The sequence below is a fragment of the Pseudomonas sp. GL_090 genome (assembly GCF_057837765.1).
In genome coordinates this window covers 1,534,754-1,552,500 of the sequence record NZ_CM174452.1, presented here as the reverse complement: position 1 = coordinate 1,552,500, position 17,747 = coordinate 1,534,754, and the positions used below count along the sequence as shown (strand labels likewise).

The following is a 17,747-nucleotide window of genomic DNA, read 5'->3' as shown; positions in this document are numbered from 1 at the left end:
ATGGTTGAAGAAGGTGTCGCGGATGCGCTCGACCTTTTTCAGCTGTTCCAGCACGTCGCTGCGCACCAGATAGCCGCCGAGGCTGTCGGAGTACAGCACATCGAGGTTGTCTTTGAGGAACACGTTCAGGTACTGATCGTGGAATTGCTGCAGGCGCCCTTGTGGACCAAAGAACGCTTCAAAGTCCTCCAGCGAGGCGTCCTCGCCGCTGGCCTTGAACGGATAACGGCCCGCCAGGCGGTCGCGATAGAAGCTATAGATCTCACTGTCCCAGCGTTTCTCCAGCTCGCGCAGGGCGGCAATCACCAGCACCTGCGAGGTCTGGTCGGCGAGCTTTTTGACCTGTTGGTTCAGCGGTTCGGGCAGACCCACGGCGACGCGTTGCAGGTTGGCGATCGGGTCGGCACCGCCCAGGGAGAAGCGATTGAGCACGGTTTTAAGGGCGGCTTTACCGGGGTCGGGATTGTCGTGCACGGCCTTGGCATAGTCGTAGACGGCGCTGACCGAGCGCAAGGTTTCTTCGTAGTAGGACGGCTGCTCGCCTTGCGCGGTGATCAATTCGGCCAGGCTGGAGAACGCGCGCCGAATACCAGCGGCCTGCTGTTGGCCGTCCGATACCTTGTCCAGCGCCAGTGGTGCTTGTCCTTCGGCCAAAGGCACGGCCGGGTAAATCACGCTGTTGTCGCGCAAGGTTTCCAGTAGGCGCCGCAGCGGTGCGGCCGGGCCGGTGACTTGTTCCAACACGGCCACACCGTGGCTGAGGTCGTCGAAATCGGTGACCGCGAACTGATTCAGTGCCCGCCGCCAGCTGTCCACATAATCGGCGCTGTACAGGGCGCGAATGCGCTGGGTCAGAATTTTGCGGTCTTCATCGGAGTAGTCCAGGCGCTGCCGTTCGCCGAGCACCCATTGGTCGATCATGGCCAGTTCGATGATGCCGTCGGTGCCAGGCTCGAAGTAGTCCTTGAAGCCCTTGGCGGTAAGCAGCGGTGGCAACTGCAGGCCGCTGCCCGCTTGATCGGTGTTTAGCGGGCGGTAGACGATATCGAACGCTGGGCCGACCTCATTGCGCAGGTCCAGCGGGCGATGCAAACGCTCCAGAGCGTCCTGTTTCAGGCTCATGTAGACCCGTTCGGCCATGGGCAACTGGCGCAATTGCTGTTGCACCTGGGCAATGCGTTCACGGTAGTGCGGCAGGTCGGCGTCGGCGTATTTCAGCGCGTAGCCCAGGTGACCCATCAGATCGGCCTGCAACTGGCCCTGGCCTGGATAGGCGCGCTGCCACTGCCTGGCGACCCACTCTTCGACGATGGCCGGGCGGCGGTTTTGCCGCTCTTCAAGCATTCGGTAGACGCGCAAGGCCGCCAGTTGCTGATTGCTGCCCGCAGGCGCGGTGTTGATCGCATCCAGCACACCACTGGCAATCGCCGGCAGGAAGCGCTTGGATAGCAGATTCAGGTACGCCTTATCCACGGTGGGGCCGATCGCCCTCCCCTGATACAGCCCCATATCCGACAACAACGGCCACGCTTGGCGATAGTCGCCGTAGACCAGCACTGCATCGCGAATCTGGTCCAGGGGCAGCAACAGGTTGCGCCCGGTGGGGTCGACCTTGGCGTCGATGTCCCGCTCACTGAACTCCTGGCTCTTGGCCAATACATTGGCCGCCTTGTCGCGGTTGATGTTGAAGTAAAACTGCCAGGTGCCGATGGTCACTAAACACCCGAGGGACGCGACGCTGAACCCTGCGATCAACAGGCGCCGTTTGCTGCGGGCCACCTTGATGTTGTCGCCCGCCAGTCCCGCTTCGGGGTAGATCACCCGCTGGAACAGTTGCTGGGCAAAGTAGATAACCGTGCCACCGGCCGGTTTGACCTCAGGTGGTGGGGGCGGCAGTTGGTAGGCTTGCCCCGCTTCTTTTACAAAGGCATTGCTCAGGGTGCCTTGCTGCAAGACCGAGGAGAAATACAGCCCGCGCACCAGCGCCGGGGTGGTGAAACGATCGCTGCCAAGCATTTCGCTCAAGAAGCCAAACAGCGCCGGGCGCAGACCCGCCACCTGGTGCGCCAGCGCCTGCAAGCGATCGCGCTCAATCAATGTGCGCGACTCCCTGGCGCCGTCAAAAACTTGCTCGCTCAGGCAGACGACAAAGGCCTGGTATTGGCGTGTCAGTTCCGCCAGCCAGGCATCGAAATCATCCACCGCGTCCAGGCTGAAGGTGAAGCCCAACAGGTCTTCGCGCCCACTGCGCGACAAGCGGGCGAAGAACTCTTCGAAACCTTCCAGCAGGTCGAACTTGCTCAGCGTCACGTACACCGGCAGGCGCGTGCCCAATTGCCGCGTCAGCTCAAACAGCCGGGTGCGCAGCAGGTTGGCGTGGGCCTTGCGTTGTTCGGGACGCTGCCCCAACAAGGCCTGCACATCGATCACCAGCACCACGCCGTTCAATGCCCGACGGCTGCGGTTGCGCGTCAGCCAGTCGAGCAGGTGCGACCAGAGGCGCGCATGGGTGCCGGCGGGCAGTACCGGTTTGACCTTGCCCTCGGCGCCCGACTGCTCCTCATCACTGACCGTCGACTCCGGGTGGCTGAGAAATTCACCCGGAGGATCGATCAACACCGCCTCGTCACCAATCCACCAATCCACCGGATAGGCCAGTTGCTCTTCCTGGTGCACCCTGACCCCGGCCTTGGTCACATGGGATAAGGCAAAGCTCTGGTTGGAGCGCGTGATCAAGCTGGTCTTGCCGGCGTTCTCCTCGCCCAGCACCAGGTACCACGGCAGTTGATAGAGCGAACGGCGGCGCTCCATATTGTTCAGCAGGTTGCCCAGGCTGCGATCCAGAGCCCGCTCCTGCGCTTCGATATAAGGCAGGCAGGGGTCGGCTTGTAGGGCAACCTCATGTTGGCGTTCGACTTGCAAACGCTGGTAACGCTCCCGCACACGCCACGCCCAGACCAGCAGCGGCGCTACGATCACCACCACACTGACCGAGACCCGCATCGCCAAGTCGGCCAGCGGCTGGTGCTCACGCCAGGTCCACTGTGGCCCCAGCCACCAGATGGCGATCAGCAAGAACACCACGCCCAGCAGCACCAGCACCGGTAGCGCCTGATTGAACTGGCGCAGTAGCGGCAGGCCCCAGCGTATGAGGTAACTCCAGACCGTTTTCATGAATCGCTCCTAGCGTATTTATAGAATTCATTGCCTACAGACAGCATGAACGCGTTCCTTTTTGCTCCCGCTAACGCCACGCCCATGGTCATGGCTTGCGCTTTTCAAAGCTGGCGATGAACTCATCGAGGATGCGTTTGTTTTCGGCCGCTTCCTCGGCCGTTGGGCCACGGTCGTTCGCCCAAGGGTCCGGCTTGGGCGCAACTGAGCCGTAGCGAATGCGCACGGACTTTAGGATTGCATCCCACACGGCCATGGCTTCGTAGTCGGTAAGGGAGGGGTTGACGGGATCTGGTGAAGCGGGTTGTTGCCAGAGCGGCAGTTCGTAACCTTTGTTAGCGAATTGGGGAAGCGTCCAGCGAACTAAGTCCTTGGGTTTGTCAGGATTGATTGGAGTTCTTTTTATCCCACCCGCCGACATACGAAAATTCATGCTTGGACGATTCAGGGCGGGGTTTTCACGATAGGTCTCGGCCCCGAAGAGGATTTGACGGTGGGTGTCGTCGCTGAAGCCGATCAGGGATTCTTCCGCCGGCATTCCCGCGAGGGTGATCTTCTTCGTGCGCAGGTTTTCATAATCACCCGCGAGGAAAACCCTTGCGCCCTCCTCGGTCCGGGTCTTTATGCTTTTCGTTTGGCTAGGCGATAACGCGTTGACATAAACCTCGAGCGAGACATCCGAAGCAGGAGGCCGAAAATTGAATGTCGCGATCTCCTGATCGTGGTGACTACGAATCACAATCGGCCCAAGCGCAAACCCCGCGCCGGCATTTTCGGGGGTGACTTTGAAGATTTCCTTAGACAGCTTTAATAGTTGGGCTTGAACGGGATCCGTATCGCCGTCGTAGGATTGAGCTCTGAGCATGACGTAGACGTCATCGATCAGCAGATGAGACTCATGAACGAATGTTTGGCGGCGTGTTGCTTGCTTGTAGTACTGCAGCAACTTTTCCCTGGGTGAGGCCATTTTCGCCGACACCAGCATCGACACATCTGAATTCTTATAGTTCTTAACCGCCGAGATCCGACGCGCCCGCTCCTGCAAGGCCGCATCAAATCGCTCCTGCGTCACGCCCTCCCCCAAGATCAAGACCTCAACGCTTGAGTGATCAGCTCCCAATCCGTAGTACAGCTTCACATCCCCGCCACCACTCCAGTTGGCGGGCAGATCGATCAGGCCTCGGCCCAGCGCCCAGGTGCGCATGTTGCTGGTCAATTCGTGCACGGTTTGTTTCTCCTGTTCGGTGGGCTGTTTGAAGGCGGTGCACCCGGCGACCGCCCCCAACAGCAGGCCTGTAAAAAAAGCGGTCAACCGGCGCATAGCGGCCTCTTGGCTTTCGCTGCGATTTTGATGAGGGAGTAAAGAGTGAATTGCTGGGTTAACGGATTGGCGTACGACGCTTCATGATCGAAGCCGGGTGCCTGGACTTGCTGGCGGATCGAATCCTTGCGTGCCTGCCTGATCGGCGCACGGCCAGAACTCACCGGAACGGTGCCGTCGCCCGTGCCGTCCTGCATGCGGCAGTGCAATTCCCAATAGCTGGTCTGCACGGTTCTGACCGGCGAGTCGGGATCACCGCGCAGGGGTGGCACGGCCTCGGCTTGCCCGCCGACGTACAACGGGCTGCGTCCGTCGTCGCGCACTTCATGCATCTGCAGGCTGGACACCGTGAAGGCATCGGGGCTTGAGGCATGGGGGCCATTGAGACGAGACCCGCGTCGCATTTCCCAGGTGATGGATTCGAAGCTGGGGTGCTTGTCGTCGTTGCCGTAGTAGACGTAGGTTTGCGGGTGGTATGACCCAGCGATGTCCTGGTGAAACTCCTTTGCGCTCCGGATGTTATCCGCGAAATCTTTCCACGTGATCGGATCCCCATCCTTTGGAGCCAACCACTCTTCGCGCAGCAATCCCCACCAACGGTCACGTCGCAGATAAATCTCTTCGTAGGGGTCTTTTTCCGGCTGGCGCGGCATGGCCGGCCCGCCTCGCTCGTCGATCAGCCGCAGCCACCCCGGGGCATAATCCTGGGTGGGCAGCAATTGCAAGGCTCCAGGCGCCTGCGCAAACACAGCGGTGACCTCCTGGCCGGTCGGGCCAATCACCGCACCGGCAATGGGGTCCTCGTCGCTCATGCCGACTTTGCAGCGGCGGTAAGCGACCGGCGCGCCGATGGCAGGCATCACCCCATGGACCACACCGGCGATCTTGTCGGCCATGCCCGGCAGTTGCGCGCATCGCCTCGCCACCAGCCCACCCATGGAATGCGTCACCAGAATCACCTGCTGGCAATTGCGACCGTACTGGTGCATCAGCTCGTCGATGCGCTTGGCCAGCCTGGACGCGGCCTGTTCGTTGGAGTCCAGCCAGTTGTAACCACAGGCATGCACCGGCATGCGGTAGCCGCCACGCGCCACCAACTCGTCCGAAAGTATCGACGGCAACTGGCTGGCGAGGTTGGCGCCCAATCCCGGCATGGCGATGGGAATTTCAGGTTTTAACCGGGTGATGTGCGTAGGCCCAGGCTCGACGGCCACGGTGTGCAAGTGCTCCGGCCGGATGTCGAATTGCGGCCATTGGTGGGGCAGGAATTGGCTGTTCAGGGTGTCTTCCAGCCAAAGCAGAAAAGCGTGATAGCTGGTTTCGCTGACTTCGCCCCAGCCACGTTCTCGATAGCGTTTGGTCAGGGCCAAGGCTGCCTTTTTCTTGTCTGGCTCTGGCTGGGTAATGACCGTACCTACGGCGCGTTTAGGCACCGCTCCTTCTCTATCAACTTCCGCACGAACCGGATGCAGAATTTTTTGACGTTCGCCTGGTGTTTTAAATATCCAGTTTTTCGCCAACCACATGTTCTTTCCCATGAACCCCGCATCCAACCGCCAGATGGGTACCCCCTCTTCTCCCTGCTCTTCGCTCTCCTGCTCAGCAGGCTTACTCTTCAAATTCGACCCCATGATCCCCGGCACGAAAATCACCGGCAGCACCCCATCCGGCGGCAATATGCAGTGCACCGGGTCGGTGATATGGCTGGGCGTCAGGGTCCAGGTATGCACAGGGTTACCCCGGGCGTTGTAGGTCATCGGGGCGACGCGCGGTGTCGACGGGTTATCAGTCATCAAAGGTCTCCTTGCTCGAGCCATTCCAGTACAAGCCCTTCCAGCGTCATGCCCTGTTGCAGGGTGACGAAGCCATCACCATCGGTACGGCCTTCGAAACGTGCGCCGTCTTTGCGCACCAGAGCGTAGGCACGGTTGCGGATGGGTTGACCGTCCGGGAAAAAGGTTTGAAAGCGTTCGTTGAACGATGTGCTGGGCCAGCTATTGAGTTCCGTTGCGGCATTGCTTGGGTCAATGAAGTACTTGTTCGCAGCCTTCACCGTGAAATTGCCTGGCATTCCCAACTCGATATTGCCGCCCTGCATCTTGATATAAGCCCCACCGCACAACAGGGTGATGTGCTTGTCTGCCGCCACCAGCACGTGTTGCTGGCTGGCGCTGATTTCCACGCTTTGATCCGCTTGCACATGGATGCTGTTGTGCTGGGCCTGCAACAGCAGCTGGCCGTTATGGGCGATATGGCGCATGTCGCCACCCTGGGCAAACAGTCCGAGCTCATCGCCTGCATTGATCACCACTTTCCTGCCGGCGGTGAGTTGCTGGTTCTGTTGCGCAACGCTGTCGATGTGCTCGCCTGCACCCATGGCAATACTGCGGGACGTCGCGGCAGCGATGCCGGCAGGCCCACTTAACGCGATGACGGGTTGCGTGCCATTGCCGGAGCCATTGGCCTGATCATTGGCACCATGGCCCAACGCATTCACGGCATCAGTCAGGGACTGTTGCGGCTGTGAATCCCGGGCAATTCCTTGGGCATTTTCGGCAGATGCTCCCAGCTGTTTGGCCAAGGTCAGGGCGGCTTGCAGCACCTCGATCACCTGCTGGCGTTCCAGTTGACCCGCACCGGCCTTCAGTTGAGCTTCAGCGCTCAGCAATAAACCTTTTGCTGCGCGCAACGCGCCGTGACCATCCGTACGCAACTCAAAACCTTCCCCTCTAGGTTTTCCGCCACCGTAGTGGCGTGGATGAGTGAGGTAACCCAGATGCAGCGCGCTATGTTCGTGATCACTCATTAGCGCCGCGCTGATTTGCGCAGTGGTGTCGTCAATGCGCAACTCGTTGGCTCGTGTACCCTTGAACTCGCGACTTTTGGTCGTCGCTACGGCGTTGAGCTTGGGCAGCTCGTAGGGCGGCAGATTGGTCTCGCGGTAGGTGCGGCCCGTGGCGATAGGCTGGTCAGGGTCGCCATCCAGGAAGCTGATGATCAGTTCCTGATTGACTCGAGGCACGGCCATGGCGCCCCAGGTCGCCCCCGCCCAGCCCTGAGCCACACGAATCCAGCACGAACTCTGGTCGTTGTTTTTGTCCGCGCGATCCCACGGGAACTGCACCTTGACCCGGCCCCATTCATCGCAATAAATCTCTTCCCCAGACGGGCCGACCACTGTGGCGATCTGCGGGCCGTCGATGCAGGGTTTGTCACGCAGTGGGGCTTTCCAGTCGGAGGTCCAGCGGATGGCTGTGGCCTGCATCTCGTAGGACGTGCCGCTGCCGCTGCCGAACGCTTCTTCCTCCAGGCTGCTGTGTTGTTTGCCTGCGTGGGTGATGGCGATGGTGCGCCAGCGGTCGTTGAAGTCTTCACGCGGGTGCTCGTTGAGGTCGAACGCCAGCCCCGGTTGCAGGCGCGCATCGTCACCGGCCACATGCGCCAGCTTGGCGTCGTTGCGCAGGGCGGCCAGGCGGGTTTTGGTGAAGGGCTTGCCGGCGATGTCGCGTTTGTAGCGGCCGGGGTAGTCGTAGCGTTCGTAATCCTGGTGCTGGTTGTTCAGGTCCTGGTCGCCGGTGGCGGTGTGCTGCTGGTTGTAGTACGGGTGGGTGAAGGTGTAGTCGCGCTGTACCTGGCGTGCGGTGCGCACTTGTTCGGTGTAGTGGAAGCGGTTCAACGCCGGTTCCATGGAATCGCCACCACCCATGGGCTGGTAGAGCACCGGGCAATCGGTGTGGGTGCCAATGGTGCCCAGGCCACCGACGCGATCGGTAAGGACGAGGGTGTGGCCGTCGGCGCGGTGTTCGAAGCTGTAGAGCAGGCCTTCTTCGGCGGCGAGGCGGGCGATGAAATCGAGGTCGGTTTCACCGGCCTGCACGCAGTATTCGCGGGGCTGGTGTTCGAAGCAGATTTCAGTGCGGATGTCGGTCAGCTGTTGCTCGGCCAACACGTTGGTGATGATGTCGGGCACGGTCTGGCCCTGGAAAATCCGCCAGTTGGAACGCAGGTCGAAACGCGCCAGGGTCGGTTCGACCACGGCGGTGTAGCGGGTGCGACGAAAGCCGGTATCACCCTGCTGGAACAGGCTGACCAAACCGTGGACATAACGCACCGGCGTCTCGCCACGCCATAGGGTGAACAGCCCCGCCAGATCGAGGACCCGATTGAAGTCGATGGCGGCGTTGTGGCTGGCCAGTTCCAGTTCGAGTTTGAACGGCCGGGACAGACCTTCTTCGAGGGTGAACGAGACCACCTCGAAGGCGTCGCCCTTCAAAGGCTCGAAGGTGAAGCGCAGGTCGCTTTGGCGGGGCATGTGACTAATCCTTACTTTCACTGATAACAGTCGCTACCCTCTGATACAACGCCGGCTCCCAACCCTGCGCCGTGGTCTCGCGCATCAGCCGCGCAACGTTGGCGTACAGGTCATCCGCCAGCCATGACAAACCACGGGATGTCAGCAGGTCGGCGGCGATCACCGTGGCGTAGCTGCGCTGGCGTGGGGCGTCATGGGCGGCGTGCAGTTCCTGCAGGCGCAGCAGCACCCGTTCAACGCCCTCAATGTTGAGTTGGGCGGCCAGTTCGTCGCGCAAGCCGGCGTATTCCTGCACCGGGCTGCCTGTGGTTTGCGCCTGGTCGGCACCGGTGATCCAGGCATGGGTTTGTGCATCCACGAACGGCGTGCCGTCGCTGAAACACAACTCCAGCAACGCCGGCAAACGGCAGACGAAACGCTCGCAGGTCTGACGGATGGCGGCGGCCACTTCCTCCATTGCCAGGCGCGAGGCGACGTGGGCGGCCAGGTAGCTGCCGCGCAGCCAGTACGGTGAGGCGCAGACGCTTTTTTCGATACGCAGCAACAGGTTCGGGTCCAGGGCGTTATGGTTCAGCGCGTCCTGATAGCCTTCGACGATGTCCTTGGGCACGGCGGTCAGTTCGGTGCGGCGGTCTCGGACGATTGAAGGCGCGGCGCGCAGATGCGACCACAGGCCGAAGCGGCGCAATTGGTAGCCGGTGGGGTCGTAGGGGTCTTGCTGGTTGATCTGCTCGGCCATGTTCAACACGGCGCGGCGTTGTTCGCGCTCATTGCTCGGTGCTTGCGGTTTGGGACTGTTAAAAAACGCTGAATCCAGAACGCTGTCGGAGGTGGTCGCACGGGTGGGCTCAGTGGCAGCGGCCGGCTCGCTGTATTTGTTCAACTGGCGTTGCAACGCATCCAGCGGCGCGGGGTCGAGCCTGGCGCTTTCGGCGCAGCGTTGCAGGTTGGCCAGAGCCAGTTCCGCCGCGGCTTGATAGGCCGGTTCAAAACTGCTGCGCTCCAGGGTCGGCAATACCTGCCCCAGGTCGCTCAACAGACGCTGCACCTGCTTGCGTTTGTTCAGGTAGCCGGTGGGGCCGGGCTTGGGGTAGGCACTGTCCCAATACAGTTCAACCATGCCGGCCAACAAGCCCAGGGCATCGGCCCAACGCGCCCATTGCCGGGTACGCAGCCACACCACTTGCAGATGGGCGACGATGCGCCAGTGCTTGCACTGGGTCACCAGATATTGGCGGGACGCTTCGTCGATATACGGCCAGTCGATATCACTCTCGCGCAAGCCGCCGAGCTTGACCATTTCCTGGTCGATGGCCTGGTAGGTTTCGTCCTCCACATCGAAATGCCCGGTGGGTTGCTCGGGCTCGATGGGTGTCAGCAGCAGCTTGACGGTGTCCGCCGGCACGTCGATTACCAGCGACATACCTGGCGCTCCTGCTTGATCAACTCACCCAGCCCTTCAGCGTCGAATACCAGGCCGTGCAGCCGGGGATAGTCGCTCTCCAGTCGCAGGCGCTGGCCGCCGCCCATGTTGCGCAACAACGAGATGGCCTGCAGGCCGCGGCCGGCGTCGACCACCAGACCGGCATCGTCCAGCACCTGCCACTGATAGGCCTCGGAGACCGGGCGCTCATCCTTGAGCAGCTGGATGCGAATCCTGTTGGGCTTGGCCGGTTCATCCAGCACCAGTTGCAGGCGGGAAATATTCGATTCGCAGCTGATGGCCAGGTAAGGCCGGGGTGGCAACGCGCCCAAGGCCGGGGCGGAGATCACCAGCCGTTGCTGCTGGTCGTTGTCCGGCTCCGGAAACGACGACAACAGAAAACGCTGATCTTCGGGTGGACGCCTGGCTTCATTGCGCTGTACCAGATCGACAATCGGCAGTACCCGGCCAACGGCGCGTGGTGCCGCCGGTGCGTGATGGATGGGCGTACCAGCGGCCAAATCAAAACACTCCAGGCGCTTCAAGGGGGAGACGATGGAAGGGCAATCTTGTGTCGTCGCCTGCGCATCTATTACAGCCACCACCGTTAGACAAAGTCCCCATTTCCACCCTCGCCATCCGTCGCGCATCAACATCTCCTGATATGCCTCGTCGAAATCCAAACCGGACATCTTTCTTAACTTTTCGAACTAACGCTTTTTATCTGCGAGTTCAACGATTAACTTCAAGAGCATCACCCGAGATCACCAGCAAGGCAAGTAAAAGACGAATATCACACCACTAAAACAGAATAGAGAGAGGCATCTATCAGATATTTCTACAGCCAACGTAGGAAAATATGGAAGCAATACTACTTCCCACACCAAAGCCCTACGAATCGTGTCCACACCGTCCTACATGACAAATCTTTCAATAGCCGGTTCTAATACACCGACCTTACGGAAAGGATTATTCCCATGTCTAAAACTCAGGGCTCTGTCGCGCCAAAAGAACGCGTCAACATCAAGTACGTCCCGGCCACCGGCGATCAACAGGCTGAAGTTGAATTACCTCTGAAGTTACTGATCACGGGTGACTTCAAAGGCCACGGCGAACTAACCGCCCTTGAAGATCGGCAATCCGTTCGAATAGACAAAGACACTTTCAATGAAGTACTGACCAAGGCCGAAGTTACTCTGGATATAGCCGTTCCGTCCGTTCTGAACAACGACCATGACACCGAATTGAATGTGCAACTTCAATTCAAAAGCATCAACGACTTCGGCCCCGACGCCGTCGCCCGCCAAGTACCCGAATTGAACAAGTTGCTGGAACTGCGCGAAGCCCTGGTTGCACTCAAAGGCCCCATGGGCAACGTCCCGGCGTTTCGCAAACACCTGCAGAGTCTGCTGACCGATGAAACCGCCCGCCAACGCCTGGCCAGCGAGCTGAATCTGGTGATCGACGCGCCCCACCACTGATTTGAACACCCTTCTCAACGGAGTACTCCCCATGCCTACGGAAAGCGCCGCCGCCCAAGTATTGGTGACTGACGAACCACTGTCGTTGCTCGACCAACTGCTGGCCAACACCACCATTCGCCCCTCCCAGGAAGGCTATGCCGTGGCCCGACAAGGCGTGGCCGCGTTCATCAGCGAGATCCTGCAAAGCGGCGACCATCAGCAGCCGGTCAACAAGCACCGGGTCGACCAGATGATTGCCGAAATCGACCGCGCCCTGAGCAAGCAGATGGACGTGATCCTGCATCAGCCGCAGTTCCAGCAACTGGAGTCAGCCTGGCGTGGGCTCAAGCTGCTGGTGGATCGCACGGATTTTCGCGAGAACATCAAACTGGAAATGCTGCATGTCACCAAAGAAGAGCTGCTGGACGACTTCGACAACGCCGGCGATATCACCCGCAGCGGCCTGTACAAGCACGCCTACACCTGCGGTTACGGACAGTTCGGTGGCGAGCCGATCGCGGCGATGATTGGCAACTACACCTTCGGCCCGTCATCCCCGGACATGAAGCTGCTGAGCTACGTCGCCTCCGTGGGCGCCATGGCCCATGCCCCTTTCGTGATGGCGGCCGGTCCTGAGTTCTTCAACCTCAAGAGCTATCAGGACCTGCCGTCGGTCAAGGAAGTCAGCGACATTTTTGAAGGGCCCGGCCATACCAAATGGCGCAGCCTGCGTGAGATGGAAGACTCCAAATACATCGCCGCGACGCTGCCGCGCTTCCTGCTGCGTTCGCCGTACGATGGTTTGGAGAACCCGATTCGCAGTTTCGGCTATAACGAAACCGTCGACGGTAACCACGACAATTACTTGTGGGGCAACACCGCGTTCCTGATGGCCTCGCGCATCACCGACAGCTTCGCCCGCTACCGCTGGTGCCCGAACATCATCGGCCCGCAATCCGGCGGCGCGGTGGATGATTTGCCGGTGCACCTGTACGAATCCCTCGGCCAATTACAGGCGAAGATTCCCACCGAAGTGCTGATTTCCGATCGCAAGGAATTCGAGCTGGCCGAAGCCGGTTTCATTCCCCTGACCATGCGCAAGGACAGCGACAACGCTGCGTTCTTCTCTGCCAATTCAATACAGAAACCCAAGAACTTCCCCAAGACCCGCGAGGGCCAGGAAGCCCAGACCAACTACAAGCTCGGCACCCAGTTGCCGTACCTGTTTATCGTCAATCGACTGGCCCACTACATCAAGGTGCTGCAACGCGAGCAGATCGGCAGTTGGAAGGAGCGCCAGGACCTGGAACGTGAGTTGAACACCTGGCTCAAACAGTACATCGCCGATCAGGAAAACCCGTCGTCCGATGTGCGCAGCCGTCGCCCCTTGCGCGCCGCGCAAATCGTTGTACAGGACGTGGCGGGCGATCCGGGCTGGTACCAGGTGTCGTTGGCTGTGCGTCCGCACTTCAAGTACATGGGCGCCAACTTCGAGATCTCACTGGTCGGCCGGCTGGACACCCAGTAAGTGGGGACCGGGAGCCTGTTCGAGCGCCTGGAACCCGACGCACCGCGCTACCGCCCAGGCAGCGCGGATGAACAAGCGCGCCAGCGTGTCGAAGCGATCAAACGCCACCTGGAACAGGTGCTCAACTCACGCCAGGGCTGCTCGCAAAGCAGCCCTGAACTGGGCCTGCGCGATTTCAATGGGGTTACCCAGGCCAGCAGTGATCTGGTGGTGGCCATCAGCGCTGATATCCGGCGCTCTGTGGAGGCGTTTGAACCGCGCATCAAGGTCACGGGCGTGCGTTATCAGCCCGACCCGGACCTGCCGCTGGAGCTGAACTTTCGCCTGGATTGCCAGGTGCGGGTCAACCACAAGGAAGAACAGGTGCAGATCGAGGTGGCCATGCACGGCCGCGACGGCTACACCCGCGTGAGATGAGGATGCGATGGACTTGAAACAACGCTTTGCCGAGGAGTTGCGCTACCTGCGCGAACTCGGTCGCGAGTTTGCCGAGGACAATCCACAGTTGGCGCAGTTTCTCGGCGACGAGGCCGGCGACCCGGACGTGGAGCGATTGCTGGAAGGCTTTGCCTTCCTCACGGCCAAGCTCGGCATGAAGATCGACGACGATTTGCCGGAGCTGACCCATCCGCTGCTGCAAATGCTCTGGCCCAACTACCTGCGGCCCTTACCCAGCGCGACCATCATCCGGTTCGAGCCACGGCCCAATGCGATCAGTCAACGCAAGGTGATTCCCAAAGGGACACGGCTGTTTGCCAAACCCGTGGACGGCATCTCCTGCGAGTTTCGCACCTGCACCGACGTCAACCTGTACCCGTTGGCTTTGGCGCAAGTCAGCGATGCCCACAGCCGCGAAACCTCGACGCTGCGCATCGACCTCAACGTGTTGACCCAGCAACCGCTCGACAGCCTTGAATGCGATCAGTTGGATTTTCACCTCGGCGGCGACAATGCCACCGCACTGACCCTGTACCTGTGGCTGGCCCATTACCTCAAAAGCGTCACGCTGTACGTCAACAACACCCCTTATCGTCTGAACCCCAGCGAGTTGGGCTTCCCAGGTTTCACCGCCGAAGAAGCACTGCTGCCCTACCCGCGCAACGTGTTCGATGGCTACCGGATCCTGCAGGAATACTTTGTGTTCCCCCAGCGGTTCCACTTTTTCAGTCTGACCCGACTTGCCAAGGTCTGGCCGGCCGTCAGCACTGGACAGATTCGCTTCGAATTTCAGTTTTCCCGGCCGATGCCGGTCAATACGCATTTGCGCACATCAGACCTTCACCTGTTCTGCGCGCCGTCGGTCAATCTGTTCCGCCACGATGCCGAGCCCATCACACTGGATGGACGCAGCCAGGAACGCCGTATCAGCCCCAGTGGCAACCGCCACGATGCCTTTGAGATTTTCAGTGTCGACCGGGTGGCCGGGTGGGATGCCGCCGACAAGGAGCGCAAGGGTGAGCCGTTGCGACGATTTACCCCGTTCGAATCGTTCCAGCATGAAATCGAACATGCCCAGGGCCGTACCGCGCTGTATTTCCGCACCCATATCGAGCAATCCCACGGCCGTGAGGGTTTGCGTCATCGCATCGCTTTCGTGCGCGGCGATGAAAGCCTGTACATCGGCGAACGTGAAGCAGCCTCGATTGAGCTGACCTGCACCAACCGCGACCTGCCGCAGTTGCTGGGGGTGGGTGATGTGTCGCTGTCCACCGAAGCCACACCGTCGTTTGCCACCTATACCAATCTGATTGCGCCAACCCGTTCCTACCGGCCGGTGCTGGATGCCAGCCTGCACTGGACGCTGATTTCCAACCTGTCGCTGAACTACCTGTCGTTACTGTCGGCCGAGCCGCTCAAAGCGGTGATCCGCGCCTATGACTTTGCCGCCCTGCACGACCTGCAACAGGCCCGCGCCACACGCAAGCGCCTCAACGGCATCAAGGATGCCGTGACCACCCCCATCGACTGGCTGATGAAGGGCCAGCCGGTGCGTGGCGTGCAGACCCGTTTGCAACTGGACCAGAACGCTTTTCTCTGCGAGGGCGAGTTGTACCTGTTCGGTAGCGTGCTTTCACACTTCTTCGCCCTCTACGCCAGCATCAATTCCTTCCACCGTCTGGAAGTGATCAATACCACCAACAACGAGTGTTATGAATGGCCACTGTTGACCGGCAGACAACCCGTGATCTAGCCGACCGGCTGCTGGCTGACGCGCGAAACTATTCGTTTCACCGTTTGCTGGAGCATTTGCACGCCTTGCATGGCGATGACCTGGAAGCGCGGCCCCTGAGTGCGGCGGCGCGCCGTCGCGTGCGCCTGCAAAGCCATGCGGGGCTGGGCTTTCCGGCCTCCGACGTGGTGTTGGCTGGCCGCGTAGAAGATGGGGGCGACGAAGTGCGATACCGCTTGCAGACCAGCTTCTTTGGCCTGCACGGTACCGACTCGCCTTTGCCCGGTTATTACCTGGACCGCCTGGCTTACGAACAATCTCAAGAGCGCGGCATTCGTCCGGCGTTCATGGACTTCTTCAACCATCGCTTGCTGACCCTGCTGCACACCAGTTGGCGCAAGTACCGCTACTACATTCGCTTCCAGGCCGAGGCGAACGACCGTTTTTCGCGTTACGTATTCTCCATGGTCGGGCTGAACGACAACGACCTTCGCGGTACGACGCCGCTGCCGTGGGGCCGCCTGCTGAGCTTTGCCGGCTTGATCGCCAACCGCAGCCGCTCCCCCTCGGTGGTGTCCGGCATCGTCGCGCATTGCTTCGACCTGCACGGCGTACATATCCGTGAGTTCGAGGCTCGCTCAGTGAGTTTGCCGCAACGCCAGCGCCTGGCGTTGGGCAAGGGCAACGGCACCCTGGGCAGTAACTTTGTGGTGGGTGATCGCAGCAAGACCCGCGCCAGCAAGTTCACCCTGGTGATTCCTAACTTGACTCAAGCGCGCTTTCGTCAGTTCTTGCCCAGCGGCGATCAGTTCGGGCGATTGCGCCAGTTGATGGATTTTCTGCTGCGCGATGCCACCGCCTACGACCTGGAACTGGGGCTGCGCGAAGAAGACGTACCACCGTTCAACCTGCAACGCGCCAGCGGCACCCACCTGGGCTGGACCAGTTTTATCGAGCATCAACAGCAACGCCATCCCGCCGTGGTGCGGATTCGGGGGCGCGTATGAAGCTGAGTCTGGTAATCAGCAATCCCGCGCAGTTGCTGCACGGCTATCTGCCCGCTCATCAATTTGGCTCACAGGGCGGAAGCATCGGCAGTGCCGCAGTGGACTGGCGCCTGGAAGACCGCCACAACAGCGTGCGGCCCAACCACTGCGACATCCGCGTCATCGAAGGGCGATTCTGTGTGATCGACCGCAGTGGCAGAACCTACGTCAACGGTCACGACCTGCCGCTTGAGCGGCATGTGGCGATAAGCCTCAACGACGGTGATCGGCTGCAGATTGGTGCGTACCAGGTCGCGGTGCAATTGGGCGAGCACGCCCCAGGGCAACGTTCGCTGGATGAACTGCTCGGCGACCACCCTCAAGGCATGCACGTGTGGCACCAGGAAGATGCGCCGAGTAGGCCACCGGCGGATAGGCGACCTGCCACTTGCCCGGAATTCGAGCGCCTTTGCCGGCCCGTGGATTTGGCAGAGCAAAGCGACCCGCTGCGAGCGATGCATGAAGCACCGCCACCAAAACCGCTGGCTGATATTTGCGCGCCTGCACCCAAGCGCACCGTCAGCCTGTTCAGCACCCTGCGCCTGGGCACCTTGTTGCTGGCCTGCCTGGCCCTGGGCGGCTGCACCATGCTCGGCAAGATCGGCCAGGTGATCTGGACCCCATCGATTCCGGTCGGCGGCCCCGACGATCAGCCCAGTCGCTACTCCCTGAGCCTGTACGCCAGCGACCACGTCAACCCGCGCCTGATCAGCACCGGCACGGCACCGGATGAGGACGCGAGCCGCTCGCCCTACACCCTCAACGTGCAGGCCGCCAGCCCGCAGGCCCTGACGGATAAAGTACAAACGCTGCTCAGCCACCTTTACGAAAGCGTGCCGGCCCAGTCGCCACTGAGTTTGGAGCCAGCGCCCGTCGTGCCGATGTCGCCCATCGAAGACGCGCTGCTGGGTGACTACGACGCTCAGGGGGTCAGCCTGACCACCCCGTGGGGCAACCCGGCCATGCAGCACGTCGCCACGCCGATCGCCTTCAAGGTGTTGCAACTGACCGACGACTCGCTGCTGGTCAACGCCAGCCCTCAGGCCCTGGCCGACGACCTGAAAAAGACCCTGGGCAGCACCTACATCCGCGCCGACGACTACCTGCTCAACCCAGGCCAATTCAAGTTCATCGACCTGCGCGCGCTTGATGAAGACACCCGTTTCATCGCGGTGATCGCCCACTACCACAGCAGCGATGTCGGCCAGTGGAAACAGCGTCTGCGCGTCGAGCCCAAGGGCCGGCAATACGCAGTGCTGGTGCAGCTGGACGCTGCCCAGGTCAGCCTCAAGGGAGAAACCCGATGACGC

Annotated in this window: 12 protein-coding genes (1 of these 12 cut by a window edge); 6 read left to right on the top strand and 6 right to left on the bottom strand. The window is 60.7% G+C overall.

Annotated elements, in window-relative coordinates:
* The 6 genes from tssM to AC3ITA_RS06870 form a co-directional block, all read right to left on the bottom strand.
* On the bottom strand, positions 1-3,174 hold the 5' portion of the coding sequence (gene tssM / locus AC3ITA_RS06895; protein ID WP_489279839.1) for a type VI secretion system membrane subunit TssM. It extends 447 nt beyond the left edge of the window; the window shows 3,174 of its 3,621 coding nt (coding positions 1-3,174); it begins with the start codon at positions 3,172-3,174; the stop codon falls past the left edge of the window.
* 88 nt (positions 3,175-3,262) lie between these two features.
* Positions 3,263-4,495 (bottom strand): T6SS immunity protein Tli4 family protein, encoded by a 1,233-nt coding sequence (locus AC3ITA_RS06890; protein ID WP_489279838.1) that lies wholly within the window; start codon positions 4,493-4,495, stop codon positions 3,263-3,265.
* Positions 4,483-6,288, bottom strand: coding sequence for an esterase/lipase family protein (locus AC3ITA_RS06885; protein ID WP_095946339.1), 1,806 nt, complete (start codon positions 6,286-6,288; stop codon positions 4,483-4,485). The genes AC3ITA_RS06890 and AC3ITA_RS06885 overlap by 13 nt, the downstream gene beginning before the upstream one ends.
* On the bottom strand, positions 6,288-8,807 hold the full coding sequence (locus AC3ITA_RS06880) for a type VI secretion system Vgr family protein (protein ID WP_489279836.1): 2,520 nt from the start codon (positions 8,805-8,807) through the stop codon (positions 6,288-6,290). The genes AC3ITA_RS06885 and AC3ITA_RS06880 overlap by 1 nt, the downstream gene beginning before the upstream one ends.
* Before the next feature lie 4 nt (positions 8,808-8,811).
* Complete coding sequence (gene tssA / locus AC3ITA_RS06875; RefSeq protein ID WP_095946306.1) at positions 8,812-10,230, bottom strand: type VI secretion system protein TssA; 1,419 nt, start codon at positions 10,228-10,230, stop codon at positions 8,812-8,814.
* Positions 10,218-10,751, bottom strand: coding sequence for a type VI secretion system-associated protein TagO (locus AC3ITA_RS06870; RefSeq protein ID WP_256589174.1), 534 nt, complete (start codon positions 10,749-10,751; stop codon positions 10,218-10,220). The genes tssA and AC3ITA_RS06870 overlap by 13 nt, the downstream gene beginning before the upstream one ends.
* A 456-nt stretch (positions 10,752-11,207) precedes the next feature.
* Between AC3ITA_RS06870 and tssB the strand changes: the two genes are divergently transcribed.
* From tssB to tssJ, 6 genes are read left to right on the top strand one after another with little or no spacing between them, the layout of a single operon-like run.
* Complete coding sequence (gene tssB / locus AC3ITA_RS06865; RefSeq protein ID WP_095946305.1) at positions 11,208-11,711, top strand: type VI secretion system contractile sheath small subunit; 504 nt, start codon at positions 11,208-11,210, stop codon at positions 11,709-11,711.
* Positions 11,712-11,742: 31 nt separating this feature from the next.
* The gene (gene tssC / locus AC3ITA_RS06860; RefSeq protein WP_095946304.1) at positions 11,743-13,221 is read left to right on the top strand and encodes a type VI secretion system contractile sheath large subunit; all 1,479 of its coding nucleotides are present in this window, start codon (positions 11,743-11,745) and stop codon (positions 13,219-13,221) included.
* Positions 13,222-13,638 (top strand): type VI secretion system baseplate subunit TssE, encoded by a 417-nt coding sequence (gene tssE, locus AC3ITA_RS06855; RefSeq protein ID WP_489279833.1) that lies wholly within the window; start codon positions 13,222-13,224, stop codon positions 13,636-13,638.
* A gap of 7 nt (positions 13,639-13,645) precedes the next feature.
* Positions 13,646-15,412: a type VI secretion system baseplate subunit TssF gene (gene tssF / locus AC3ITA_RS06850; protein WP_489279831.1), complete on the top strand. Its 1,767-nt coding sequence runs from the start codon at positions 13,646-13,648 to the stop codon at positions 15,410-15,412.
* Positions 15,376-16,398 (top strand): type VI secretion system baseplate subunit TssG, encoded by a 1,023-nt coding sequence (tssG, locus tag AC3ITA_RS06845; RefSeq protein ID WP_095946301.1) that lies wholly within the window; start codon positions 15,376-15,378, stop codon positions 16,396-16,398. Before tssF ends, tssG begins: the two co-directional genes overlap by 37 nt.
* Entirely contained in the window at positions 16,395-17,744 is a 1,350-nt protein-coding gene (gene tssJ, locus AC3ITA_RS06840; RefSeq protein WP_489279828.1) for a type VI secretion system lipoprotein TssJ, read from the top strand. Before tssG ends, tssJ begins: the two co-directional genes overlap by 4 nt.
* Positions 17,745-17,747 lie beyond the last annotated feature (3 nt).